A 24,929-nucleotide genomic window follows, 5' to 3' on the forward strand; every position below is an offset into this window, starting at 1 on the left:
AAAGATGCGGACCTGCCGCTCGTCCTCATCATCGCGCTGCCGGCGCAGCAGGCCCCGCGCCTCGAGCCGCTTGATCAGCGGGGTGATCGTGCCGGAATCGAGAAATAGCCGGTCTCCCAGCGTCTTGACGGTAATGCCGTCGGCCTCCCAGAGCACCATGAAGACCAGATATTGGGGATAGGTGATGCCAAGCGCGTCGAGCCGGGGTTTGTAGAACCGCGTGAAGGCATGCCCGGCCGCATAAACGGCAAAGCACAGCATCGAATCGAGCCTGAGCGGATCAGCCTTGGTCGCCATGACACCTCCGGAAACATTTCTCGCAATCTAGCATGCATTTTTCCATTGCGCACAATTTAATTGTCCACTATTCAATCGCCATCAACGAAATCCGAGGAGCCTGCAATGTCGATCAAGTCCGCCGTCTACACCACCAATGCCCGCACCACCGGCGGCCGCACCGGCACCAGCGCGACCGATGACGGGCGCCTGTCGGTAACGCTCGACACGCCCAAGGAAATGGGCGGCAATGGCGGCGCCGGCACCAATCCGGAACAGCTCTTTGCGGCTGGCTACTCGGCCTGCTTCCTCGGCGCCATCAAGGCCGTCGCCCGCGGCGACAAGATCAAGGTTCCCGACGAGACCACCATCGACGCCGCCGTCTCCTTCGGCGAGAACGCCAGAGGTACCGGCTACAACATCGCCGCCGAACTGAAGGTGACCATTCCGGGCATGGCCCGTGCCGCCGCCGAAGCGCTGGTCGAAAAGGCCCATCAGATCTGCCCCTATTCCAACGCCACGCGCGGCAATGTCGACGTCAAGCTGATCGTCGCCTGATCCGGCAAACGGGCGCCCCAGCGGCGCCCGTTGCCACACTCGCCAAAATCTTAACGCTGCAGATTCATGCCCGGGAAAGGCATCCGGCTTAGGCTCGCGCCGCTATCCTGCCGGAGCGCCGCCATGACCGTCCCTGCCCTCTCCATCTCCCACCTGAGCAAGAGCTTTGATCGCCCGGTGATCGCCGATCTCGACCTCACCATCCGCGCGGGCGAGTTCTATGCCTTGCTTGGCCCAAATGGGGCCGGCAAGACGACCATATTGCGCATGGTGGCCGGGCTGCTGCAGCCCGACGGCGGCGACATTTCAATCTTCGGCATCGACGCCAGGCGCGACCCGGTCGCCGCCAAGCGCATTGTCGCCTGGGTGTCGGACGAGCCCATGGTCTATGACCGGCTGACGCCACTTGAATATCTCGAATTTGTCGCCGGGCTCTGGCAGATCGATGCCCATGCCGCCGAGGCCAAGGCCAATGAACTCATCGACTGGCTGGGCCTGCGGCCGCATGCCAACGAGCTCTGCGGCAGCTTCTCCAAGGGCATGTTGCAGAAGGTGGCTCTCGCAGGCGCGCTGGTGCATGAGCCCAGGCTCATCATCCTCGACGAACCGCTGACCGGGCTTGACGCCGGCTCGGCCCGCCAGGTCAAAGACGTGCTGCTCGGCAAGGTGCGCGACGGCGTTACCGTCATCATGACCACCCATATCCTCGAAGTCGCCGAACGCATGGCCGAACGCATCGGCGTCATCAGCCAGGGCCGGCTGATCGCCGAGGGCACACTGGCGGAGCTGCGTACCCGCATCGGGCGGGAATCGAGCCTCGAAGACATCTTTCTCGACCTGGTGGCGGAAGCCGCATGAGCGCAGCGCCCGGCTCGCTGACCTGGTTCGCCCGCCACGAGCTCAACCTCGCCTGGCGCGAATGGGTCGCCATGATGACCGGTGGTCGGCGGGCGCGCGGCATTGGCGTTTCGATCTTTCTCGGCGTGGTGGTGCTGCTGCTGCACCTGATGGCCTATGGCCTGGTCGTGCCCTGGGTGGCGCGTGGCATCGTGCCCGACAAGCCGACGCTGGTGCTGCTGAGCGGCAGCGGCCTGCTGTTCTGGACCGTGATGCTGTCACAGGCGCTGGAATCGGTGACCCGCGTCTACTATGCCCGCGCCGACCTCGACCTGATCCTGTCTTCACCAGCCTCGTCGCAACGGCTGTTTGCCGTACGCACCGCGTCGGTGGCACTGTCCACCATCGTGTTGACGGGCCTGCTTGCCAGCCCGCTGATCAACATGCTGGCCATGCTCGATGGGCCGCACTGGCTGGCGGCCTATGGCGTGGTGATCGCCCTGGGCGCGCTGTCGACGGCCATTGCCGTGGCCATCACCATGGCGCTGTTCCGCGTCGTCGGGCCCAGGCAGACCAGGCTGGTCGCGCAGATTGTCGCCGGCATCGTCGGCGCCGGCTTCGTCATCGGCATCCAGGCGGCGGCTATCCTCTACTACGGCAACATGTCCCGCTTTGCGCTGTTCCAGTCCGCCGACCTCGTCGCGGCAGCGCCGGACCTGCGGAGCCTGCTATGGCTGCCCGCTCGCGCCGCCATGGGTGACCTCGGCGCCTCGGCCATCGTGCTGAGCATTGGCCTCGGTGCGCTCGCCATCACCATTGCGGTGACCGCCTCCAGCTATGGCCACCATGCCATTTCCGCCGCAGGTCTGAACCACATCCGCAGCCAGCGCCGGCCCTCGACGCGCGCATTCCGTCCGGGTTCGCAGCGGCACGTGTTGCGGGTCAAGGAATGGCGGCTGCTGCAGCGCGATCCTTGGCTGCTGTCGCAGACGCTGATGCAGATCCTCTATCTCGTGCCCCCGGCTTTGCTGCTGTGGATGAATTTCGGCGACAGTGGCGGCGCCTTCGTCGTGGTCGTGCCGGTATTGGTGATGGCCGCGGGGCAACTGGCGGGAGGCCTCGCCTGGCTCGCCATATCGGGCGAGGACGCTCATGACCTGGTGGTCACCGCCCCGGTTTCGCCCCGCACGGTGCTCGTCGCCAAGATCGAGGCCGTGCTGATCGTCATCACCATCGTGCTGGCGCCACTGCTGGCGCTGATGGCGCTCTCCTCGCCCCGCATGGCATTGATTACAGCCGGCTGCGCCGCGCTTTCGGCCGGGTCGGCCACGGCAATACAGTTGTGGTTCCGCGTGGTCGCCAAGCGATCGATGTTCCGCCGTCGCCAGGTCGCCTCCCGTGCCGCCACGCTGTGCGAGGCCTTTGCCTCGATCATGTGGGCCGGCACCGGCGCCCTGCTGGCGGCCGAATCCTGGCTTGCCCTGGCGCCGGCGGTCATGGCGCTGTTTGTCGTCGGGCTGGCAAAGCTGATCAGCCCTAAACGTTGACACCAGGCCTGGGCAATTGCACGAAATCCATATCACCAATCCTTTGCGAGATTGAAATGGCCGAATTGACCTTCCGCGACGCCACGCCGGCTGACATTCCCACCATGCTCCGGTTGAGCCATGCCGGCGATGCCCGTGGCAAGGATACGCCGCCGCTCGATCCGGCATCGCTGGACGACCCGCGCTATCGCGCCGCCTTCGACGAGATCACCGCCGACGCCAAGCACCGTCTGGTCGTTGCCGAAAAGGGCGACGAGGTGGTCGGGACGCTGCAGATCAGCTTCATTCCCGGCATGCCCAATTTCGGCATGAAGCGTGGCCTGCTGGAAAATGTGCACATTCGCGCCGACCAGCGCGGTAGCGGCTTAGGCAGCCAGATGGTGTTGTGGGCGGTCGAGCAGTGCCGGGAGGCCGGCTGCGGGCTGGTGCAGCTGACCTCCAACAAGCTCCGCGTAGATGCACACCGCTTCTATGAAAAGCTCGGTTTCGCCAAGACCCACGAAGGCTTCAAGCTTCGGCTCTAGCTACCAGAGGCTGTTATTGGTCGCGGGATCGCCAACCATCTTGCCATCAGGCTTGTCGAGCGTGGCGATGCCGGACATGTCGTCCTCATCCAAGGCAAAACCGAACACGTCGATATTGGCCTTGATCCGTTCGGCACGCACCGACTTGGGGATGGCGATCAGCCCCTGCTGCACATGCCAGCGGATAATGACCTGGGCGGGTGTCGTGTCATGCCTGGCCGCGATCTTTTCGATGATGTCATTGCCCAGCACCTGGCCGCGCCCCAAGGGGCTGTAGCACTCGATGGCGATATTGTGCTGCTTGTGGAAGTTGCGCACGTCGCGTTGCTGGAATTCGGGATGGAGCTCGATCTGGTTGACCGCCGGGACCACCCCGCTGTCGCCGATGATCCGCTCCAGATGCGCCTCCAGGAAATTGGATACGCCGATGGAGCGGATACGGCCATCGCGTTGCAACTGGACGAAAGCCTTCCAGGTATCGGAATACCGGTCATGCCTGGGCACCGGCCAGTGAATGAGGAAGAGATCGAGATAATCGAGCCCCATCCGGTCCAGTGAGCCCATGAAGGACTGGAGCGTTGCGTCATAGCCCTGGTCCCTGGTGCGCAACTTGGACGTGATGAACAGCTCCTCGCGCGGCAGACCACAATCGACCATACCCCGCCCGACACCATCCTCATTGCCATACCCCTGTGCCGTGTCGATCAAGCGATAGCCGGCTTCAACGGCTGTAACGACCGTCCTGGCCACGGTGTCATTCGGCACGTCCCAGACACCGAAGCCGAGCTGGGGAATGGTCTTGCCATCATTGAGGGGAATGCCTGGAATATTGGCCATTTCGATCTCCGATAGGTGGCTAACGGCGGCGGCGCTAGATCAGTATGGCAATGCCCATGAAGGCGAGGATCAGCAGCAGTGCGATGCCGATGAGCATGATCGCAAAGATGATCTTGGCCAGCGTGGCGGCTCCCGCCGCAAGACCGGTAAAGCCGAGCGCCCCGGCGACAACGGCGACGATCACGAGTATGATGAGTAATTGCAGCATGACTTGACCTGGATTGGGAGGGTTTGCTTGCCTAACGCATGGCGGGGAGGCCCGTTCCGCCAGCGCAATGCCACAGTGGAATTGGGGGCAAGCATGGCCGATACCAATACCAAGCGCCGCACCGAGACCGTATTAAAGCCGGCACGCCCGCCGCTGCACAAGGTCATCCTGCTCAACGACGATTTCACCCCGCGCGAATTCGTGGTGCGCCTGCTCAAGGCCGAGTTTCGCGTGCCCGAGGCGCAGGCCAATGCCATCATGCTGACCGCGCACACCAAGGGTGCCTGCGTGGTGGCCGTCTTCACCAAGGAAATTGCCGAGGAGAAGGCGAAGCGGGCGACCGACTTCGCCCGCGACCATGGCTACCCGCTGCTGTTCAGCACCGAGCCGGAAGAATAGCTCAGGTGCCGAAGCGGAGCCTGGAGCGTTCCTTGGCCTTGGCCGCCTCGACTTCGCGATCCTTGGGCGGCGCGTTGGTCTCCATTGACTTGAGCAGCTTGCGTACGACCTTTTCGATGTCTTCCACCGCTTCGTGGAACGCGGCCTCGTTGGCCTTGGACGGCGCGCTGTAGCCGGAAATCTTGCGCACAAACTGCAGGGCCGCGTCATGCATCTCGTTGCGCGTGGCGGGCGGCTCGAAATTGAACAATGGCTTGATGTTGCGGCACATGGCTCGACTCCTCTTTCGTAAGGAAACGCTACACCAGCATGCCGGTTTCCCGCCACCTCCCGATCAATCGAGCCCCGCAAAGGGCTCGCGCCAGGCGTCGATCTCATTGAGCCGGTCGTGCCAGGCCAGGATATTGCGATAGTCGTCCACCGGTATCCGCCCCCGCTCGGCAAAGGGCAGCGCCGAGGCCACGCGGAAGTCTGCATAGGTCAGGCAGTTGCCCACCAGCCATTCGCGCCCGCCCAGCGTGGCGTCGAGAATGGCGGCAAAGCGATGGAAGTCTTCGGCAACGCCGGCGACCACAGCCGGGTCCGGAGGACCCATCCACGACACCGCAGTGAAGTTGTGCCAGACCAGGCCTGCGCCCGCGACGGTGAAGTGGTGGGCGCTCCAGCTTACCCATTTCATCATCTCGACAGCGTGTTCGTCCGGCCAGAAATCGCCGCCGGCCAGGCGGGAGAGGCGGAGCGCAATGGCGTCGGCCTCCCAGAGTGGCGTTCCGTCCTCGACCAACAGCGGCGCCAGTGAATTGGGATTGAGCGGCAGGAACGCGTCCCGGTCGGCCCCCATGGGCTGGTAGCGGGCGAACTCGACCGGCGAACTGAGATGCCTCGCCACCGCCACGGCGACGCGCGGATTGATGTTGTGCGTATAGTAGAGCTGCAGCCCGGTCATTTGCGGCCCCGCTCGAAGAAGATGGACCGGTCCATGCCGGTGCGGCTGTGCTGCTCTTCGAGCAGCGGTCGGATTTCAAGATCGACCAGGCCTTCGAGCGGCCCCTCGCTGGCAAAGGCCAGGGCCTCCTCGATATCGGCTGCCTCGATCACCATGAAGCCGGCAATCCATTCCTTGGTTTCGGCATAAGGGCCGTCGGTGCGCGAGGCCACGCCATTGCGATAGTGCAGGCTGACCGCCGCCTCTGGCCCCTGCAGCGGGCTCGCCAGCACCAGTTTGCCGGCCTGGAACAGGGCGTGATCCTGCTCGATGCAGCCATCCTTGATGGCGGTCTGCTCGGTCGCGCTGAGCGTGTTGGGGCCGCTGCCGGCATAAACGATGCAGAGATATTTCATGCGATGATCCTCCAGATGATGCAGCTAGTCGGCAGCGCGACCGTCAGATCGACATGATGCGCAGAATTTTTTGGACATCATCGCGCAAATGCGCCGGACGACTTGCCCGCGCCGCCGCGAACGCCGACACTGGGCTGCGAACTTGTGATGGTGCTGGAATGGCTTACGGCGTGCATGCCTATGTGGATGACCCGCGCAATGCGGAGATCCTGATCGCGGTCAACGACACGCTGGCGCCGCGCGCCCAGGCGGTGGTTTCGGTGTTCGACTCCGGCTTCGTGCTGGGCGACGGGGTGTGGGAGGGGTTGCGGCTGCACCAAGGCGGAATACCCTTCCTCTGGGCGCATCTGGAGCGGTTGTATGAAGGCGCCAAGGCGCTGGATTTCTCGGTGGGGCTGACCCCAGAGGCGCTGGTCAAGCGCATCTTCGATTGCCTCGCCGCCAATGGCATGACCGATGGTGTTCACATCAGGCTGATGGTGACCCGGGGAATCAAGGCCACCCCGTATCAGGACCCACGCGTCACCATTGGGGACGCCACCATCGTCATCATCCCCGAATACAAGGCCCCCTCGCCCAAACCCGACGGCATCAGCCTCTTCACCTCGACCATCCGCCGTACCGCGCCGGACATGCAGGACCAGAAGCTCAACTCCCATTCCAAGCTCAACTGCATCCAGGCCTGCATCCAGGCAGCCAAGGCGGGCGCCGACGAGGCGCTGATGCTCGATCCGCAAGGGTTCGTTGCCACCTGCAACTCCACCCATTTCTTCATCGTGCGGCGCGATGAACTCTGGACCTCGACCGGCGACTACTGCCTGGGCGGCATCACCCGCGGCAATATCATCCGGGTCGCCGAGGCGGCGGGGATCACCGTGCGGCAGAAGAACTTCTCGCTGACCGACGTCTATGGCGCCGACGAGGCCTTCGTCACCGGCACCTTTGCTGGGCTGACATCCGTGCGCGAGGTCGACGGCCGCCGCATGGGCCACCCGCTGACCGGGCCGGGGCCGATCCCCGGCGAGATGACGCTGCTTCTGCAGGACCTCTATCGCGCGCTGATCGAACGAGAGACCTATCGCCCATGACCGATCCCATCCACCGCATCGCCATGTGGTCCGGGCCACGCAATCTCTCGACCGCCATGATGCGCGCATTCTCCTCGCGCCCCGATTGCGCCGTCAGCGACGAGCCCTTCTACGCCGCCTACCTGGCTGCGACCGGCATCATCCACCCGATGAATGACGCGGTATTGGCGAGCCAGCCGCAGGACCCGCAGCGCGTGGCCGCCGACATGCTTGGCCCGGTGCCGGGCGGCAAGGCGGTCTGGTACCAGAAGCACATGGCCCACCACATGATCGAGGGCTTTCCGCTCGACTGGATGGATGGCGTCACCAATGTCTTCCTGCTGCGCCGCCCCGAACGCGTGCTCGCCTCCTATGCCCAGAAGCGCGAGGACGTGACGCTGCGCGATATCGGCTTTGCCGAGCAGGCAGACCTGTTCGACCGCGTTGCCGACCGGCTCGGCCACGCCCCGCCGGTAATCGAGGCCGAGGATGTGCGCCGCGATCCGCGCAGGGCGCTGACGGCCCTCTGCGCCGCCATCGACCTGCCCTTCACCGATGCCATGCTGAGCTGGCGGCAGGGCCAGCACCCTGACGATGGCGTCTGGGCGCCGCACTGGTATGGCGCGATCTTCGCCAGCACCGGCTTCGCGCCACCCGAGAAAACGACCACGACCCTGCCGGACCATCTGCAGGCCATAGCCGACCAGGCGCGCCCGTTCTACGAGCGGATGGCGGCGCATAAAAGCTGAGGCGTTTGGTGGTTACGCCCCCGGCGGTCGGTAGCCGACTGTTTTTGCCCGGCTCAAAGCGTCCAGAGTTTCCTCCACTGTGAGCAGCAGCGTTGTCTCCAATTTCGACAACGCACCACCGGCCCCAATCGCAATAGCGACCGCGGCCATGGAGACATTGTCGGGTGCTTCCCACAGGGTATACCCGTCATGCGCGCCGAACGCGTACCAGAAGCCGTGCAGTTTCCCGCCAACGGATTCGATGTACTTGCGCGCCGCGTCGCGGCGATCTTCTGGGTTCTGTGTCAGTCGAGCCCAGGTTTCAGGCGTGTAGCTGAAGCGCGTCAGATAGAGTGTCATGGTCAAGTTCCTCCACTTGCCACCCTGGAAGACCTGCCTGTCTGAACCTGACCGATCTCGCGCCCCGGTACGGACAGGCGTCGGTGGTGCATTGGACCCCGTTGCCCCCAGGGCAGCTGGGCGATAGGTCGCTGTTGGCGCAGGCCAGCAGCGACGGTGGGACTAGTGGGCCGGTCGAACGTTCTGATTCACCCGGAATAGATTGTGGGGGTCGAACTTTTCCTTGAGGGCAGCGAGTTTTGTATAATTGTCGCCATAGGTCGCACGGAGCCGCCCTTCACCCTCGTCATCCATCATGAAGTTCGGATAGGCACCGTCGAGATTATGCGGGTGCACCGCCGCCCAGTAGTCCCGCGCCCACTGCTTCAGCCTCGGCGCCTTGGCCGGATCGGTATCGACGCCGACGATCACCATCGACCATGTGGCGTCGCGGCAGTTCCACGCGGTGTCGCTCTTGGCCTTGTCGTGCACCGCCCCGTCAATCGGGTAGAGGTGCATCGCCGAAATCTCGCTCGGCAACTTTGCCGCATGTTCAAGGTGGGCCTTGATGGCGGCGTCCGGGAGGGATTTGACGAAGTCCCCCTTCCAGTACCATTGCAGCCCCTTGGGGTAGAGCGCGTCAAACATGCTCTGCAGCGAAGGATAGGGCATCGGTCCGGCCCAATCGAAGAGCGGGGTCGGCAAGTCCTTGCGAATGGCGTCGACAGCGGCCTTGGCGCCCTCGCCATTGTGCGCGACCAGCAGGATGCACATCCGCTTGCCCCAGTGTTCCCGCGGGAAGGGCTCACCGCTGGGGACCGTCTGCAGGCCCAGCCAGATGCAGAAATCGTTGGGCGCAGTGGCCTGGAACTGGCGATACCAGCGCATCACAGTTTCGGCGTCGGAGACGTCGAAGACGATCGGCCCGCCATAGACGTCCTTGGCTGGATGGGTGCGGAACAGGAAACTGGTCACCACCCCGAAATTGCCGCCACCACCCCGAAGCGCCCAGAGCAGGTCGGCGTTTTCCGTTTCGCTGGCCGTCACGAAGCTGCCATCCGCCAGCACGACATCGGCCTCGATGAGGCTGTCTATGGCCAGCCCGTATTGCCGGCTGAGATAGCCATGGCCACCGCTCAGCGTCAGGCCGGCCACACCCGTGGTGGAAATGATGCCGAAGGGCACGGCACGGCCGAAGGCATGGGTGGCGTGGTCGACATCGCCGGTGGTGCAGCCCGGGCCGACGCGGACCGTGTTGTTGGCCGGGTTCACGCGCACGCCGGTCATCGTCGACATGTCGATCACCAAACCATCATCGACGCTGCCGAAGCCGGGGCCGTTGTGACCGCCGCCGCGGATCGCAATGGCGAGTTTGTTCTCGCGGCCAAAATTGACCGCGTCGATGACATCGCCGACATCGGAGCACCGAGCAATCATCAGCGGGTGCTTGTCGATCATGCCATTGTAGAGCCCGCGGGCTTCCTCATATTCGGGATCGCCTCCGGCGAGCACCGCGCCGCGATGGCCCGCCGCAAAGCTGTTTATCGTTTCCGTGTTCATGGCCTTTTTCCTCCTCCGCCAGTTTGCTTGGCGCGGATGCTAGGCCGGTGCCAGGCAGCGGAAAATGATCGATCGTCCGGTTTTGTTGCTCAGGCGTCCTGCACCTCGAAGTGGCGTGCAGCTTGTCCCATGGCGCATTGGAGCGTAATCTGAACGGCTGGAAAGGGCCGCTCTGGAGGAGGCGCCTTTCCCACCGGAGACGAGAGATGGATGTTCTCTCCGACGTGCTCGCGGCGGTGCGGCTGACTGGCGCGATCTTTTTCGACAATACCTTTCGCGAACCCTGGGTGGCCGAGGCACCCAAGGCGTCGGCGATTGCCGCGGCGGTCATGCCAACATCGCAATATGTCTTCTTTTTCCATACCCTCATCGAAGGATCGTGCTGGGCCGAGCTGACGGAGAGTTCGGACGAACCGCTCCGCCTTCATGCTGGCGATATGGTCGCGTTCCCCATGGACGACGCGCACGTGTTCTGCTCGACGGTGGGGATGCGCGCCAAGCCGGACCTTGCGGTCTATCACAACCCGGTCGACAGGCAGCTTCCCTATATCGTCAATGACGGCTCTGGCGCCGGCACTTGCCGCTTCATCTGTGGCTATCTCGGCTGCGACATCCACCCCTACAATCCGTTCATCAAGTCGTTGCCGCGGGTGCTGCATGGGCGCGGCACGGCCGGTCAGGGTTGGCTGGCCCAATTGGTACGCCATGCCGTCTCCGAGACGCAGAGCCTTCGCCCGGGCGGAGAAATCGTGCTGGCCAAGCTCGCCGAACTGCTCTTCGTCGAGGTCCTGCGCGAATATGTCGATGCCCTGCCGGCTGAGTCGCGTGGCTGGCTGGCAGGCCTGCGTGACCCCCAGGTTGGCCATGCCCTCCGCCTGATCCACGGACAGCCGGCGGAGACCTGGACGCTCGAAAGCCTGGCACGTGCCGTCGGCCTGTCGCGGTCGGTATTTACCGACCGTTTCACCCACTACACCTGCGACTCGCCCATGCAGTATGTGGCGCGCTGGCGCATGCAACTGGCGGCCCGGCGGCTGGAGAATCCATCGGTCAGCATTGCGCAGGCAGGCGCCGAAGTTGGTTATGAATCCGAAGCTGCGTTCAACCGCGCCTTCAAGAAGGTCGTCGGATTGCCGCCGGGGGCGTGGCGAAAGGGACGCCTGGCTTCGCCTGGGGCCGGTGCCCCAGTGCTGCATACCTGATCCGGGCGAAATATCAGTTTGAGCCGGCTCTCCTGGCCGTGGCCTTGCGCCGGCTGCCAGCGAGCAGGGCCAGCGCGACACCGCCGAGTATGCCCGCCGAGGAAAACAGCAGCCGGCCAGTGAGTTGTTCGCCGATGAACAATACGCCACCGGCAGCGGCGATTGCCGGCACGGTCAGCTGGATAAAGGCGGCGCCGGTCCGGCTCAGGCCCGGCAACACGGCGTACCAGATGGCATAACCCACGCCGGACGCTACAGCCCCCGAAACGATGGCATAGACCAGTCCGGTCGCAGTACTCGCGTGTGTCACCTCGCCCGCGACCACCAGCACTACGGCAATCGGCAAGCACCGCATGAAGTTCCCGGCCGTATCGGCCAGGGGAGCTCGCGAGCCCTGGCCCATCAGCGAATAGGCCGCCCAGCACAGTCCCGCGCCAGCCATCAGCGCCGTACCGAGCAGCGGCGGCGCCACCAGTCCGGGCGCTACGAGGAACACCAGCGCTGCAAAGGCAATGCCAAATCCAAGCCATTCCGCCAGGCCTGGCCTGTCGCCCCGCAGGATGGCCCAGGCCAGCATGCCGATTTGTACACTCGCGAAGAGGATGAGGGCGCCGGTTGCGGTGCCGAGCATGACATAGGCGATCGAAAAGGCCAGGGCATAGCCAAGCAGGGCTGCGGCGCCCCGCCAGCTGCCGTTGAGCTTCATCCAGGAGCGATCGGCCTTGCGCTCACGCACGTAGAGAATCGCGGCGAGCACCAGGGCTCCCGACAGAAGACGCACGCCCGTATAGCCCATGGCGCTCATATCGTCCGCGCCAAGCGCCAGCCGCGCGAGCACCGAATTGGCCGCAAACGCGACCATGGCAACCATTGCAGGCACTGCGACCCTCAACGTTCAAATCCCCTGCTGGTTCATACCTTGAGCATAGCTCCTCCATGCGCCGGCTGCGAGCCAAGCAAGAACGCAGCCTGCGGGCGCCTGCCGGTACGCTTCGCCTGGCTGTGCGGATGGCGTCACTAATGTCCTCCTGCTGCGCCGCCCCGAACGCGTGCTCGCCTCCTATGCCCAGAAGAGCGAAGACGTGACGCTGCGCGATATCGGCTTTGCCGAGCAGGCCGACCTGCTCGACCGCGTCGCCGACCGGCTGGGCCACCCCCCGCCGGTGATTGAGGCCGAGGATGTGCGCCGCGATCCGCGCGAGGCGCTCACTTCCCTCTGCGCCGCCATCGACCTGCCCTTTGCCGAGGCCATGCTGAGCTGGCTGCAGGCCAGCACCCTGACGATGGAGTCTGGGCGCCACACTGGTATGGCGCCATCTTCGCCACGACGGGATTTGCTCCGCCGGAGGAAACAGCGCCGACACTGCCGGGGCACCTGCAAACGATAGCCGAACAGGCGCAGCCGTTTTATGAGAGGATGCGGCACGGGAGCCGTCTTCACCGCTAGTCTGTGCAGGCTCGGCACGACGGCGCCTGATGCATAAAAATTTTAGGCATTAGCGAAATACAAAAGAGAAGATCGGGGAAAAAATGCTGGGCAACATACAAAGTATTATTATCGCCGAACAACCAAAGGAAATCGCTGCCCTCTTGGATTTATTGAACATAGTATCCAACAAAACTACATACGAAAAATTTCTGGGCGAAAATTCCTCAAATATCTCCGAGTACGAAAGAAGAAAATCCATCCTAAGCATTGGTATGTTTTCAGGATTGGATTTTACAATGTTGGTCATGGAGGCTGGCAAAATCGGGGGAACAAATGTCCAACTCTTGTCTCACTTGCTGCGCAGGCTTTGCGACTGGCTTATGGTGTCCGACAATGGACTCCTAGGAAGCAATATGGCGACCCCATTCCGATGGGAAGAAAACCGCATTAGGCTCTATCTGTCTCTTGGGTTGGTCGACAACGTTCTGCTCGGACAAGGGTACATCGCCGAAAAGTATAGGCGTAGTACGCCTCCCATCATCGTCCAGAAGCGCGGGGACATTCTGACTGGCACAGGTTTTTTGGTTGGGAATCCCGGCAGCAGGCAAAGGCTGGCGATTGTGACGGCCGCACACAATGTAGACCCGCGAGACGGAATCGAAGTCATCAGTATCGGTGTTGCTGGCGACACCGCTTTTCACCCCAAATCAGAGAACTGGTCCATCCATCCTTCCCTGGATATAGCGGCGATACCAGTTGAGGCCCCGGAGTCCTGCGTGCCAATTTGGCCCCTCGGTCAGCCCACCGTACTCGCAAGAACCGTCACTCTGGGATATCCTCGTATCGCGACAACCGACGGACCATACCTTCTGGCCCATAGCGGGGAAATCAACGCCGTGGTGAACAGCTATCACGGTGAGCGCAAACTAATCATCTCGAACCTAGTCGCGCCGGGGAACAGCGGCGGCCCAGTACTCGATGAGGCGGGATTATGCGTTGGTATGGTGGTCAACTCCTTTGAAACGGAGCACCAAGGCGGCAAGAGTGTCGCGAACGCAGCAATACCCGCCGCGTCCATTATGGACTTTGTGCTGCCGATGCTGACCTAGCCACAGACCCCATGGCGAGCAGCGTCAAGATATTTGGACGCGCATCCACCCTTCCCTTCCGCCGACTCTTCCGCTAGACAGCCCACCTAACCACCATGTCTGGATCTTCCACCGCGCCGCAGCGCTCAGTTGCTGTGCGGTTCGCTGCGAGACAGGTGCTGTCCGGGCGATTCTCTCCCTCGCCTGCGACTCGGAGCGTTCCCAGGAAAAGTGGCAACCACTTTTCCGGTTCGGGGGCGTGACAGTGATAGACACAGTTGAGCGAGCACCATGCCAAAACGTACCGACATCAAATCGATCCTCATCATCGGTGCGGGTCCGATCATCATCGGGCAGGCGTGCGAGTTTGATTATTCGGGCACCCAGGCCTGCAAGGCGCTCAAGGAAGAGGGCTACCGCATCATCCTGGTGAATTCGAACCCGGCGACGATCATGACCGATCCGGACCTGGCCGATGCGACATACATGGAGCCGATCACCCCCGAAGTGGTGGCCAAGATCATCGAGAAGGAACGCCCCGATGCGCTGCTGCCCACCATGGGCGGGCAGACGGCGCTGAACTGCGCGCTCAGCCTGCGCAAGATGGGCATTCTCGAAAAGTTCGGCGTCGAAATGATCGGCGCCACGGCCGAAGCCATCGACAAGGCGGAAGATCGCGAACTGTTCCGCGACGCCATGAAGAAGATCGGGCTGGAAACGCCCCGCTCCATGCTGGCGCACAACACCATCGAGGCGCTGCAGGCGCTCGAGGTGATCGGCCTGCCGGCCATCATCCGCCCGTCGTTCACCCTGGGCGGTACCGGCGGCGGCATTGCCTATAATCGCGAGGAATATCTCGCCATCGTCGAGAGCGGCGTCGATGCTTCGCCGACCAATGAAGTGCTGGTCGAGGAAAGCGTGCTCGGCTGGAAAGAGTACGAAATGGAAGTTGTCCGCGACAAGAAGGACAACTGCATCATCGTCTGCTCGATCGAGAATATCGACCCGATGGGCGTCCATACCGGCGATTCCATCACCGTCGCGCCGGCGCTGACGCTGACCGACAAGGAATACCAGATCATGCGTGACGCCAGCCTCGCGGTACTGCGCGAGATCGGCGTCGAGACCGGTGGCTCCAACGTACAGTTCGGCATCAACCCGGCCGACGGGCGCATGGTCGTCATCGAGATGAACCCGCGCGTGTCGCGCTCCTCGGCGCTGGCGTCCAAGGCTACCGGCTTCCCCATCGCCAAGGTCGCCGCGAGGCTGGCCGTGGGCTATACGCTCGACGAGCTGGACAATGACATTACCGGCGGCATGACCCCGGCCAGCTTCGAGCCGACCATCGACTATGTCGTGGTCAAGATCCCGCGCTTTGCCTTCGAGAAGTTCCCCGGCGCCGACAATCGCCTCACCACCTCGATGAAATCGGTGGGCGAGGCCATGGCCATCGGCCGCACCTTCCAGGAGAGCCTGCAGAAAGCCCTGCGTTCGCTGGAAACGGGTCTGACCGGCCTCAACGAGATCGGCATTCCGGGCCTGGGCGAAGGCGAGGACAAGAACGCCATCCGGGCCGCGCTTGGCACCCCGACCCCCGACCGTCTGCTGCACGTCGCCGAGGCCATGCGGCTGGGCATGAGCGTCGAAGACATCCACGACGCCTGCAAGATCGACCCCTGGTTCCTCGAGCAGATGCTGGGGATCGTGGAGACCGAAGCCAAGGTCAAGCAGTTCGGCCTGCCGCAGGAAGCCGAAACGCTGCGCTCGCTCAAAGCCATGGGCTTTTCCGACAAGCGGCTGGCCCAGCTGGCCAACCTCAAGCCGAGCGATGTGCGCAAGCTCCGCCACAGCCTCAACGTCCGGCCCGTGTTCAAGCGCATCGACACCAGCGCCGCCGAATTCGCCTCGCCCACCGCCTATATGTATTCGACCTATGAGGCGCCCTTTGCCGGTGGCGCCGTGGCCGACGAGGCCCGCCCGAGCGACCGCAAGAAGGTGGTGATCCTGGGCGGCGGTCCCAACCGCATCGGCCAGGGCATCGAATTCGACTATTGCTGCTGCCATGCCGCCTTCGCGCTGTCGGAAGCGGGCTACGAAACCATCATGATCAACTGCAACCCCGAGACGGTTTCGACCGACTACGACACCTCCGATCGCCTCTATTTCGAGCCGCTGACCGAGGAAGACGTCATCGAAATCCTCGAGACCGAAAAGCAGAACGGCACGCTGCATGGCGTGATCGTGCAGTTCGGCGGGCAGACGCCGCTGAACCTGGCCGAGGCTGTGCTCAAGGCCGGCGTGCCGATCCTGGGGACGCAGCCCGACGCCATCGACCTGGCCGAAGACCGCGACCTGTTTTCCAAGCTCCTCAACAAGCTCGAACTGACCCAGCCCAAGAACGGCATTGCCTATAGCCTGGAACAGGCCCGCCTCGTCGCCGAGCGCCTGGGCTATCCGCTGGTCATCCGCCCATCCTACGTGCTGGGCGGCCGCGCCATGGCCATCGTGCATTCGGCCAACGAGTTCGAGCGCTATGTGCAGGACACGCTGACCGGCCTCGTGCCACCCGAAATCCTGCAGCGTTATCCCAACGACAAGACCGGCCAGATCAACTCGGTGCTCAGCGACAACCCGCTGCTGTTCGACGGCTACCTGTCGGGCGCTATCGAAATCGACGTCGATGCGCTATGCGATGGCAAGGACGTGTTCGTCGCCGGCATCATGGAGCATATCGAGGAGGCCGGCATTCACTCCGGCGATAGCGCCTGCTCGCTGCCGCCGCAGAATCTCAGCCCCGAGATCATGGCCGAGCTCAAGCGCCAGACCACCGAGCTGGCCTTCGCCCTCAAGGTCGGCGGGCTGATGAATGTGCAATATGCGCTCAAGGACGGCGTGATCTACCTGCTCGAAGTCAATCCGCGCGCGTCCCGCACGGTGCCCTTCGTCGCCAAGGTGATCGGCCAGCCCATCGCCAAGATCGCCAGCCGCATCATGGCAGGTGAGAGCCTGGCCAGCTTCAACCTGGTCGAACGCAAGTTCAAGCATATCGCCGTCAAGGAAGCCGTGTTCCCGTTCAACCGCTTCCCCGGCGTCGACACCGTGCTGGGGCCTGAAATGAAGTCGACCGGCGAAGTCATCGGTCTCGACACCGATTTTGCCATGGCCTTCGCCAAGTCGCAGATGGGCGCCGGCTCCAAGGTGCCGCAGTCGGGCGTGGCCTTCATCTCGGTACGCGACGAGGACAAGCAATATATCGTCGATATGGCCCGCCACCTCGTCGAGGGCGGCTTCACCATCCTCGCCACCGGCGGCACGCAGAAATACCTGGTCGAGAATGGCATCCCCGCCACCAAGATCAACAAGGTGCTCGAAGGCCGCCCGCATATCGTGGATTCAATGAAGAATGGCGGCGTGCAGCTGGTGATCAACACCACCGACGGCATGAAATCGATCAGCGACAGCCGCGACATCCGCCGCACCGCTTTGCTCAGCCGCATCCCATATTACACCACTATCGACGGCGCCCTGGCCGCGGTGGAGGGCATCGTCGCCCTGCAGCATGGCAACCTGACGGTGCGCCCGCTACAGAGCTACTTCGCGGCGTAATACTTCTCCCTCTGGGAGACTACCGCAAATGGACTTTGGCACGATCTCGCCCTTACGCCGAACGGCACCTCCCCCTTGATGGGGGAGGCTGGGAGGGGGTGCGAGAGCCCCGATACCGGGGCCAACCATACCCCACCCTTGATCCCTCCCCACAAGGGGGAGGGTGTCGACTGGAACATCGCGATCATTGAGTTTCCATATGCGATGGCCCGGTTGACAGCCCGCCCTCTCCGACTATGATTTCGGCCATGATGAAGATCCAGTCCACCAAGTTCGCAGTGTTCCTCGGCGCCTGATGGCGCCCCTGATGGGCACTCGTTGAGCGGTTCACCGCTCGATCCGGCCGCGCGATCGCGGCCATGCGAACTTATGGATTTTCCAATGCCTGGCACCCTGCCCGCGCTCTCTGCAGCGCAGATCGACGCCTTCATCACCGACGGCTTTGTCCGCATCGACAATGCCTTTCCCCGCGAACTGGCCGACCAGGGGTGCGCCATCCTGTGGGCGGCCACCGGCTGCAATCCGCATGATCCCGCCACCTGGACCCAGCCCGTGGTGCGGCTCGGGGATTTTCCCCAGCCGCCGTTCCGCGAGGCGGTCAATACGCCAGCTCTCCACGCCGCCTATGACCAGCTGGTTGGCATCGGTCGCTGGCTGCCGCGCGGCAGCCTGGGGACCTTCCCGGTGCGGTTCCCCTCACCCACTGATGCCGGGGACACCGGCTGGCATATCGATGTCAGCTTTGGCCACGAGGCACCGGACTTCCTCGACTGGCGGGCGAATGTCTACTCGCGAGGCCGCGCGCTGCTGATGCTGTTTCTGTTCTCCGATGTCGGGGAGGACGACGCGCCGACGCGCATCCGGGTGGGCTCGCATCTCGAAGTCGCGCGCTACCTGGCTCCGGCGGGCGAAGCAGGGCGGTCGCTCCGCGACATGATCACCGACCGGCCCGACTGGTTCGACACCGGACTCGAAGCGCTGGCCACCGGACCGGCCGGCACAGTCTATCTCTGCCACCCGTTTCTGGTTCACGCAGCCCAGAAGCACCGCGGCAAGCAGGTCAAGTTCATGGCCCAGCCGCCATTGCTGCCCAATGGACCGCTGGAGATCGACCGTGCCGATGGAGAATATTTGCCGGTAGAGCTGGCCATCCGCGTGGCGCTGGACAGCCAATAGACCAAGGAACGAGCAGGAGGCGACCTCAGCCGGCTCGGAAGAACGCCGCTACTTCGGCCAGCGCGCCGTCGACCATTTCGTCGTCCACGTCGAGATGGGTGACCCAGCGCTGCTGGCCATAGCGGCCGGTTAGGCCGACGCCGCGCGACTGCAGGAATTCGGTCAGGCGGTCACCGACCTGCTTTTCCGTGTCGACGAAGATAATGTTGGTATCGGGCATGGTGACGCTGAGCGCCGGATGGGCGGCAAGACCCTCGGCCAGGCGCTTCGCGCGGCGATGGTCGTCGGCCAGGCGCTCGATGTTGTGATCAAGCGCATAAAGGCCGGCTGCAGCCAGGATGCCGGACTGGCGCATGCCGCCGCCAAGCATCTTGCGGTGCCGCCGGGCGGTATCAATGAGATCCTGCCGGCCGATCAGCACTGACCCGACCGGAGCGCCGAGCCCCTTGGAAAGGCAGATCGAGACGCTATCAAAGGGCGCCGTGAAGGCCCTGATGTCCATGTCCACGCCGAGCGCGACACAGGCATTGAAGGCACGGGCGCCGTCGAGATGCAGGCCCAGCCCATGCCGCTGCGCGATATCGGCAACCTGCGCCATATAGTCCATCGGCAGCACCTTGCCGCCGAATGTGTTCTCGACCGCTATGAGGCGCGTGGTCGCAAAATGACTGTCGCCGACCGGCTTGATGGCGGCTTCGATATCGCCCGGGTCCATCGTACCATCGCTCTGATGCGCGATGGGCTGCGGCTGGATCGAGCCCAGCACCGCCGCCCCGCCGGCCTCGTTGACATAGAGATGGGCCTTCTGGCCGGCGATGAATTCGTCGCCACGCCCGCAATGGCTCATCAGGGCCAGCAGGTTGGACTGCGTTCCCGAGGAGACGAAGATCGCTGCATCCTTGCCGAGCATCGCGGCCATGCGCTGCTCCAGCCGGTTGACGGTGGGATCATCGCCGAAAACGTCGTCACCCACCTCGGCCTCGGCCATCGCGGCGCGCATGCCGGCGGAGGGGCGCGTGACGGTATCGGAGCGGAAATCGTAGCGGATGCTATTCACGGGCAGCACTCTTGGACTGAAGGCCACTTGTGCCAAGCCCGCACGGCTTTGCCTAGGCTTTTAGGCTGCCACGTCCCCGCCATCGCTCTGGCCGTCATTGGCGGCGTTCAGCTCCAGCGGCGGCTTGCGGACGACAATGAGCATGCCGGTGATCGGGGCGCCGCGATCGAAACGCAGGACGGCCGTCTCAAACCGCAGGATCTCCAGCCCCGCCAGCACCAGGGCATCGCGCGTTGCGTCAATGCCGTGTGCGTAGCGCAGCGACGGGCGCAGGAATAGCGGCTCGGGACCGTCATGCGCCTCCAGCGAGAAGGCTACCAGCCCACCCGGCTGCAGGGCCGGCACCAGCGCGGCCAGCACTGGCTGCAAGGCGCCGCAATAGATGAACACGTCGGCGGCCGTCACCAGATCGGCATCGGCACGACGCCCGTTGAGGGTCGCCACCAGCTCGGCCTTTTGCAGACTGTCGTAGATGCCCTTGCGGGCCGTTTCGGCGATCATGGCCGCCGATATGTCGATGCCCTCGAGATAGGCGGCCTTGGCCCGCAGCTTTTCGCCCATCAGCCCGGTGCCGCATCCCAGATCCAGCGCGCGCGCAAAACTCTCGATCCCGAGCCGCGTCATTTCGGCCTGCACCAGATCATCCAGCATTTCGGGGACGCGGTAGCCAAGTCGGTCGACAAGAGCGCGCTCGAACTGCGGCGCATACTGGTCGAACAGGGCCTCGACATAGCTGACGGCTGTGCCATCGGAGGCAATGCCGGCGCCATGCGCGGCCAGTTTCAACCCGGCGCCGAATACCCCGTTGTCGTCCAGCGCCTCGAGGTGCCGCCAGGCCGAAATCGCGCCGGAAACGTCACCGGCCTTCTCGCAATAAAGACCAAGCAGGTCCCAGCCCGCCGCCCAGTCAGGCGTGATTTCAAGGGCCTGCGTCATCAGGTCGGCCGCGGCCGCATGGTCGCCGCCCTCCGCCAGCATTCTGGCATAACCCGCGCGACGGTCGGCGATCACGTCGCCGGAAGAATGAAACGCCTTGGTCAAGACGAAGTGATCTCTGGAGGTCACCAGGCGGCTCGCCTGGCGGGCGGGGTTTGCAGCAAATCCGGGCGGAAAGCAAGCAGGCTCGTGGGGCGAGAAAAGCGCGGATGCGACGATAGTGCCGCTTTCCACCACACCGATTTGCGGTATTGTACTGATGTCAGGTTTGGCACCTCGGTGCCTGGCTTCGACAAGGCGCCCGCGGCGCAAGACGGACGACTACTGTTCCGTCTGCCGGTCGCGCGTCGGCGCCGAGCTATCACGGCTCGGTGCAAATACTTGACGAAGCTATGTTTTCCCTTGGCAGAACCTGTGTTCTCGCCGAGCGGTTTGTCATGTCTAAACAGATATTGAACACGCCATTTTTTCGGGCTACCTTCGGCTGATCGAATATTGCGGCCGACCGATCTGATCCTGCGAATTCCATTCGCGCCTGCTGACGTCACTTTCCGATATTTCGATATCACTCTAGTCCAGGGCCAATAGTGGCCCGGACTGCCTACAGCAGCGACTGCACGAGGGAACGCGCATCATGGCAACTGGCACCGTAAAGTGGTTCAACGGTCAAAAGGGTTATGGCTTCATTCAGCCCGACGAAGGCGGGGCGGACGTATTTGTCCACATCTCCGCCGTTCAGCGTTCGGGGTTGAATGGTCTCGATGAGGGCCAGAAGGTCAACTACGAGATCGTCAAGGACAAGCGGACTGGCAAGTCCGCAGCCGATAATCTGACCGCGGCCTAGGCTCCGGCCGAATATACCCAAAGGGGCGCGTCCAACTTGGAGGGGACGCGCCCCTTTTGTTTTTCAGGCTGCCTATGCGTTGACTGAGTAGCCAAATTGTTGCCGCACACTGGTTCAATGTCTATTAAGACTCGTGTCAATTTTGCGGCGGGCCGACTAAGCAATGGCGTCATATCTGTGAATGCGGTGAGCGAATCCCGGTCTGCGGACGAGAGCATCGCGGCAACGCTGGCTCGCGCCAGGGTCTTGATCGAAAAGCAGAATTTCGATTCCGCAATACAGCTCTACACCGCTCTGCTGGAAGCCCATCTGCCATCCGACCTGCGCAGCGAGGTCGAGACGAATCTGGCAGCAGCGCTTTGCACGCTCGCACAAGGCCCCCATGCGCCGAAAAACACCGCGCTTGGTCAACTTGACCGGGCACGGGAGCTGTTGAACGCGGCGCTAAGGCATCGCCGACGGACAACAGCGCCACGCGAATGGGCGGCAAGCCGCGCCAATCTCGCCCTGGTCCATATGGCCCGCTATGAGGTGACGCGGAACGAAAATGATGTCCTGTCGGCCCATCTGGCGCTGGATGGTACCGAGGACGCCCTGGACCGCGCCGGGGAAGGCGAACTGCTGGACTGGGTCGCGGCGATCCGAGACCATCTGCTGGATCTGCGCGACCGCCGGGCGCGCCGCCGCTAGGCGCTCAGCCGCGTCCCAGTTCTTCGCTGCGCCGCCGGGCGGCCGCGACGGTGCGATCAATAAGCTCGGTCAGCCCATTTTCGCCCATCAGCACGGCAAGCCCGGCGGCCGTCGTGCCATTGGGCGACGTCACATTCTGCCGCAGCACCGCGGGCGACGCGGGGTCTGCCTCCAGCAGCGCGGCCGAGCCGATGACGGTCTGCCGCGCCAACTGCTCCGCGATAGCATCAGGCAGGCCCTGAGCCTTGGCCGCGGCGGCCAGCGCTTCGACCAGATGGAAGACATAGGCCGGACCGGAGCCGGAAACGGCCGTCACGGCGTCAAGCTGGCTTTCGTCGTCAAACCAGACCACGGGACCCGCCGCACGCAGCAGCGCCTCGGCATTCTCACGATCCTGCGCACTCACTTCTGGTCCGGCCACGGCGCCGGTAATGCCCTTGCCGATCTGCGCGGGGGTATTGGGCATGGTGCGCACCACCCGCCCCATGCCAAAGCCGCGCGACAGCCGCGCGATGTCGATACCGGCAGCGATGGAGATGGCTAGCGTCTGTGGCCCCACGACCGGGGCCAGCGCGGCCATGACCGCATCGGCGACCTGCGGCTTCACGGCCAGTACCAGGACATTTGGTTGAAGGCCGACCGCCTCGCCATTCAGCGTCAGCCCGTAATCCTCGGCCAGCTCACGGGCCGCATCGCCGGGATTGGGGTCGACCAGCAGCAGATTGGATGGCGGCAAGCCTGCATCGAGCCAGCCACGCGCTAGCGCCAGCCCCATCTTGCCCGCGCCGACCAGCATGACCGGACCGATATTGCGCAGCCCTGCGCTCATGCCTCGCCAACCGTTTCGAACATGACGTGGCTGAGCGCGTCGGCCGCCGTCTTGCCGGCCCAGACAACGAACTGGAACGCCTGGTAATAGAGGTCGCAGCTATCGGTAGCCGAACGCAGCAGCGCCTCGCATTGCTGGGGGGATACATCGGCGCCACCGGTCAGCAAGTGCGAATTGCGGAACAGCACGACGCCTTCCTTGTTCCAGATGTCGAAATGGCCGATCCAGAGCTGCTCATTGATGAGCGAGATCAGCTGCTTGATTTCACTGCGCCGGCCTTCCGGCACCTTCAGGTCGAAGGCGCAGGCGATATGGAGGCTTTCGAGGTCTTCCATCCAGTTGAAGGAGACGTGGTAATCGCTCCAGCCACCGCGCACCGAGATGGAAATCTCGTCGGCATCCTGTCGCTCGAACGTCCAGTCGTTGATCGAAGCGATGTGCTCGATAATGTCCACCGGATGGACATTGCGATCGGGCTCGACTTGCAGAAGTGACATCGACGGGTTCCGTCCTGGCAACGCGTGAATTCGAGTCATGCGACCCAAAGGGCCGACAATGTTGGGTACTCAAGGAACTGGCCGCACGCACAAGGGCTTACGAATCGTCCTGATGATTTGACCCTACACCGCCCCATTGATTCAGGGGACGCGACGCTGACCAAGGACGGCATTCTCTTGTGGATGATCGGACCGGCAGGGTTAACGGAGCGTTAACGGAAATGGCTTTGCCACCAGCAAAACTGGCCCAAAACAGGGCACCTTTGCCCGGTCAGAACAGGCTTTCGGGGCCGACCCAGCCATTGTTGAGGGACTGCGCCCACTGCGGGAAACCATTTGCCGCCGCCTGCCGCGCTGCCTCGTCATGATCGTAGGGCACAGCCAGCAGGCTGGTGTGCCACCCCGAAGCCCGGCGCTCGACGATGGCGTAACGCGCATCGGGCGAGCCGTGCACCAGTTGCATCCCCACCGCGCCCGGATTGACGATCAGCCGCCCATCCAGCAGCCGCAGCGAGCGGGGGATATGGGTATGGCCACACAGCAGTACCGGGTAGTCGATGCCGCGCGCCTGCGCCGCCACCTGCGCCTCGCCGGGAACGGTGGTCGTCCGACCGGCGTAGAAATTGTCCAGCCAGGGCACCTCATCGTCATGCGGCGTACCATGGCACAAAAAGACCACATCGGCGTGGACTGCGGTCGCCGGCAGGCTTGCCAGCCAGTCAAGTTGGGTGCTGTTCAGCTGAGCCCGCGCAAAGGCATCAATATCGCCCGAGCCGCGCAGAGACGGATCGACCGTCCAACGGTCATGATTGCCCCGGACGGACAGGCCGCCAAGCGCCATCAGCCGTTCGGCTGTACCCGCCGGATCGACCGGTCCGCTGACATTGTCACCCAGGCTCAGAACGGCATCCACGCCATGGCGCGTGATGTCGGCCAGCACGGCGTCGAGCGCCAGTGCATTGCCATGGACGTCGGAGATGACGGCGACACGCAATTAGCTGGCTTTGCCCTTGCCGCCCTTGAGCGCCGCCAGTTCCTTGCGCAGCGCATCGATCTCCTCGCCCTGCACTTGCACCAGTTCGCGCAGCGCGTCGAAGTCTTCGCGCTTGACCAGGTCCATGTCGGCGACCAGTCGCTGGGCCTGCGATTTCACCGCGGTCTCGACTTCACGACGGACGCCGTCGGCAACGCCGGCTGCCTCGTTCATTAATCGGCCCAGATCATCGAAGATTCTGTTGTTCTGGCTCATCGCACACCCACTTGGTTTGGCCCCTTGCGACCTTACTTAGGACACACCCGCCGACTTGGCCAGTGCGGCGAATGGCGGCGGGTCAGAGCATCGTGCTCGAGCGCG

Annotated in this window: 28 protein-coding genes and 1 pseudogene; 14 read left to right on the forward strand and 15 right to left on the reverse strand. The window is 63.5% G+C overall.

Going from position 1 to position 24,929, the window contains the following annotated elements; translation table 11 throughout:
* Window positions 1-297, reverse strand: a 297-nt coding sequence (locus tag V6M52_RS07810; protein ID WP_332700623.1) for a MarR family winged helix-turn-helix transcriptional regulator, incomplete at its 3' end; no start/stop codon positions are given.
* Between the two features lie 105 nt (window positions 298-402).
* Here V6M52_RS07810 and V6M52_RS07815 point away from each other — a divergent pair.
* From V6M52_RS07815 to V6M52_RS07830, 4 genes are all read left to right on the forward strand, one after another.
* Window positions 403-834 carry an organic hydroperoxide resistance protein gene (locus V6M52_RS07815; protein ID WP_332688293.1) on the forward strand — a complete coding sequence of 144 codons (432 nt, stop codon included), beginning with the start codon at window positions 403-405 and terminating at the stop codon, window positions 832-834.
* Between the two features lie 123 nt (window positions 835-957).
* Window positions 958-1,692 carry an ABC transporter ATP-binding protein gene (locus V6M52_RS07820; protein WP_332700624.1) on the forward strand — a complete coding sequence of 245 codons (735 nt, stop codon included), beginning with the start codon at window positions 958-960 and terminating at the stop codon, window positions 1,690-1,692.
* Window positions 1,689-3,218 (forward strand): permease, encoded by a 1,530-nt coding sequence (locus V6M52_RS07825; protein WP_332700625.1) that lies wholly within the window; start codon window positions 1,689-1,691, stop codon window positions 3,216-3,218. Before V6M52_RS07820 ends, V6M52_RS07825 begins: the two co-directional genes overlap by 4 nt.
* Before the next feature lie 56 nt (window positions 3,219-3,274).
* Entirely contained in the window at window positions 3,275-3,742 is a 468-nt protein-coding gene (locus tag V6M52_RS07830; RefSeq protein ID WP_332700626.1) for a GNAT family N-acetyltransferase, read from the forward strand.
* Here V6M52_RS07830 and V6M52_RS07835 read toward each other — a convergent pair whose 3' ends face one another.
* Entirely contained in the window at window positions 3,743-4,579 is an 837-nt protein-coding gene (locus tag V6M52_RS07835) for an aldo/keto reductase (protein ID WP_332700627.1), read from the reverse strand.
* Window positions 4,580-4,613: 34 nt separating this feature from the next.
* Window positions 4,614-4,787, reverse strand: coding sequence for a DUF1328 family protein (locus tag V6M52_RS07840; protein ID WP_332688302.1), 174 nt, complete (start codon window positions 4,785-4,787; stop codon window positions 4,614-4,616).
* Between the two features lie 93 nt (window positions 4,788-4,880).
* On the opposite strand from V6M52_RS07840, the gene clpS reads away from it, so the two are divergent.
* Window positions 4,881-5,186, forward strand: a complete 306-nt coding sequence (gene clpS / locus V6M52_RS07845; RefSeq protein ID WP_332688304.1) for an ATP-dependent Clp protease adapter ClpS — start codon at window positions 4,881-4,883, stop codon at window positions 5,184-5,186.
* 1 nt (window position 5,187) lies between these two features.
* Here the strand turns inward: clpS and V6M52_RS07850 are convergent, their stop codons facing one another.
* The 3 genes from V6M52_RS07850 to V6M52_RS07860 all read right to left on the reverse strand — a co-directional run bounded on the left by V6M52_RS07850 (window position 5,188) and on the right by V6M52_RS07860 (window position 6,527).
* Window positions 5,188-5,457, reverse strand: a complete 270-nt coding sequence (locus V6M52_RS07850) for a DUF2277 domain-containing protein (protein WP_332700628.1) — start codon at window positions 5,455-5,457, stop codon at window positions 5,188-5,190.
* A gap of 63 nt (window positions 5,458-5,520) precedes the next feature.
* A complete protein-coding gene (locus tag V6M52_RS07855; protein WP_332688308.1) occupies window positions 5,521-6,132 on the reverse strand; it encodes a glutathione S-transferase family protein in 612 nt (203 codons plus the stop codon).
* Window positions 6,129-6,527 carry a YciI family protein gene (locus V6M52_RS07860; protein WP_332700629.1) on the reverse strand — a complete coding sequence of 133 codons (399 nt, stop codon included), beginning with the start codon at window positions 6,525-6,527 and terminating at the stop codon, window positions 6,129-6,131. The genes V6M52_RS07855 and V6M52_RS07860 overlap by 4 nt, the downstream gene beginning before the upstream one ends.
* A gap of 158 nt (window positions 6,528-6,685) precedes the next feature.
* Here V6M52_RS07860 and V6M52_RS07865 point away from each other — a divergent pair, with 158 nt between their 5' ends.
* Window positions 6,686-7,615, forward strand: coding sequence for an aminotransferase class IV (locus V6M52_RS07865; RefSeq protein ID WP_332700630.1), 930 nt, complete (start codon window positions 6,686-6,688; stop codon window positions 7,613-7,615).
* Window positions 7,612-8,343, forward strand: coding sequence for a hypothetical protein (locus V6M52_RS07870; protein ID WP_332700631.1), 732 nt, complete (start codon window positions 7,612-7,614; stop codon window positions 8,341-8,343). Before V6M52_RS07865 ends, V6M52_RS07870 begins: the two co-directional genes overlap by 4 nt.
* Before the next feature lie 12 nt (window positions 8,344-8,355).
* Here V6M52_RS07870 and V6M52_RS07875 read toward each other — a convergent pair whose 3' ends face one another.
* Window positions 8,356-8,682 (reverse strand): GYD domain-containing protein, encoded by a 327-nt coding sequence (locus tag V6M52_RS07875; RefSeq protein ID WP_332688315.1) that lies wholly within the window; start codon window positions 8,680-8,682, stop codon window positions 8,356-8,358.
* A gap of 162 nt (window positions 8,683-8,844) precedes the next feature.
* The gene (locus V6M52_RS07880; RefSeq protein ID WP_332700632.1) at window positions 8,845-10,221 is read right to left on the reverse strand and encodes an FAD-binding oxidoreductase; all 1,377 of its coding nucleotides are present in this window, start codon (window positions 10,219-10,221) and stop codon (window positions 8,845-8,847) included.
* 206 nt (window positions 10,222-10,427) lie between these two features.
* Here V6M52_RS07880 and V6M52_RS07885 point away from each other — a divergent pair, with 206 nt between their 5' ends.
* Window positions 10,428-11,423 (forward strand): AraC family transcriptional regulator, encoded by a 996-nt coding sequence (locus tag V6M52_RS07885; RefSeq protein ID WP_332688319.1) that lies wholly within the window; start codon window positions 10,428-10,430, stop codon window positions 11,421-11,423.
* A gap of 13 nt (window positions 11,424-11,436) precedes the next feature.
* Here V6M52_RS07885 and V6M52_RS07890 read toward each other — a convergent pair whose 3' ends face one another.
* Entirely contained in the window at window positions 11,437-12,294 is an 858-nt protein-coding gene (locus tag V6M52_RS07890; protein ID WP_332700693.1) for a DMT family transporter, read from the reverse strand.
* A 178-nt stretch (window positions 12,295-12,472) separates the two neighbouring features.
* Here V6M52_RS07890 and V6M52_RS07895 point away from each other — a divergent pair.
* From V6M52_RS07895 to V6M52_RS07910, 4 genes and pseudogenes are all read left to right on the forward strand, one after another.
* Window positions 12,473-12,870 (forward strand): annotated as a pseudogene (locus V6M52_RS07895) (hypothetical protein).
* An 83-nt stretch (window positions 12,871-12,953) separates the two neighbouring features.
* Complete coding sequence (locus V6M52_RS07900; protein WP_332700634.1) at window positions 12,954-13,961, forward strand: S1 family peptidase; 1,008 nt, start codon at window positions 12,954-12,956, stop codon at window positions 13,959-13,961.
* A 270-nt stretch (window positions 13,962-14,231) separates the two neighbouring features.
* Window positions 14,232-17,546, forward strand: coding sequence for a carbamoyl-phosphate synthase large subunit (gene carB, locus V6M52_RS07905; RefSeq protein WP_332700635.1), 3,315 nt, complete (start codon window positions 14,232-14,234; stop codon window positions 17,544-17,546).
* A 381-nt stretch (window positions 17,547-17,927) separates the two neighbouring features.
* Window positions 17,928-18,722 (forward strand): phytanoyl-CoA dioxygenase family protein, encoded by a 795-nt coding sequence (locus tag V6M52_RS07910; RefSeq protein WP_332700636.1) that lies wholly within the window; start codon window positions 17,928-17,930, stop codon window positions 18,720-18,722.
* 25 nt (window positions 18,723-18,747) lie between these two features.
* Here V6M52_RS07910 and ltaE read toward each other — a convergent pair whose 3' ends face one another.
* Both ltaE and V6M52_RS07920 read right to left on the reverse strand, forming a co-directional pair.
* Window positions 18,748-19,779, reverse strand: a complete 1,032-nt coding sequence (gene ltaE / locus V6M52_RS07915; RefSeq protein ID WP_332700637.1) for a low-specificity L-threonine aldolase — start codon at window positions 19,777-19,779, stop codon at window positions 18,748-18,750.
* 60 nt (window positions 19,780-19,839) lie between these two features.
* The gene (locus V6M52_RS07920; protein ID WP_332700638.1) at window positions 19,840-20,844 is read right to left on the reverse strand and encodes a methyltransferase; all 1,005 of its coding nucleotides are present in this window, start codon (window positions 20,842-20,844) and stop codon (window positions 19,840-19,842) included.
* Window positions 20,845-21,349: 505 nt separating this feature from the next.
* Between V6M52_RS07920 and V6M52_RS07925 the strand changes: the two genes are divergently transcribed.
* Window positions 21,350-21,559, forward strand: coding sequence for a cold-shock protein (locus tag V6M52_RS07925; protein WP_332691596.1), 210 nt, complete (start codon window positions 21,350-21,352; stop codon window positions 21,557-21,559).
* Window positions 21,560-21,736: 177 nt separating this feature from the next.
* Complete coding sequence (locus V6M52_RS07930; RefSeq protein ID WP_332691593.1) at window positions 21,737-22,249, forward strand: hypothetical protein; 513 nt, start codon at window positions 21,737-21,739, stop codon at window positions 22,247-22,249.
* A gap of 4 nt (window positions 22,250-22,253) precedes the next feature.
* Here V6M52_RS07930 and proC read toward each other — a convergent pair whose 3' ends face one another.
* The 4 genes from proC to V6M52_RS07950 all read right to left on the reverse strand — a co-directional run bounded on the left by proC (window position 22,254) and on the right by V6M52_RS07950 (window position 24,824).
* The gene (proC, locus tag V6M52_RS07935; protein WP_332691590.1) at window positions 22,254-23,078 is read right to left on the reverse strand and encodes a pyrroline-5-carboxylate reductase; all 825 of its coding nucleotides are present in this window, start codon (window positions 23,076-23,078) and stop codon (window positions 22,254-22,256) included.
* The gene (locus V6M52_RS07940; RefSeq protein ID WP_056254475.1) at window positions 23,075-23,575 is read right to left on the reverse strand and encodes a YbjN domain-containing protein; all 501 of its coding nucleotides are present in this window, start codon (window positions 23,573-23,575) and stop codon (window positions 23,075-23,077) included. Before V6M52_RS07940 ends, proC begins: the two co-directional genes overlap by 4 nt.
* 271 nt (window positions 23,576-23,846) lie before the next feature.
* Window positions 23,847-24,569 carry a metallophosphoesterase family protein gene (locus V6M52_RS07945; protein WP_332691581.1) on the reverse strand — a complete coding sequence of 241 codons (723 nt, stop codon included), beginning with the start codon at window positions 24,567-24,569 and terminating at the stop codon, window positions 23,847-23,849.
* Complete coding sequence (locus V6M52_RS07950) at window positions 24,570-24,824, reverse strand: accessory factor UbiK family protein (RefSeq protein WP_332691579.1); 255 nt, start codon at window positions 24,822-24,824, stop codon at window positions 24,570-24,572. It abuts the gene before it with no gap.
* Window positions 24,825-24,929 lie beyond the last annotated feature (105 nt).

Source organism: Devosia sp., from assembly GCF_036676215.1.
In the GTDB taxonomy this organism is placed as follows: Bacteria; Pseudomonadota; Alphaproteobacteria; order Rhizobiales; family Devosiaceae; genus Devosia.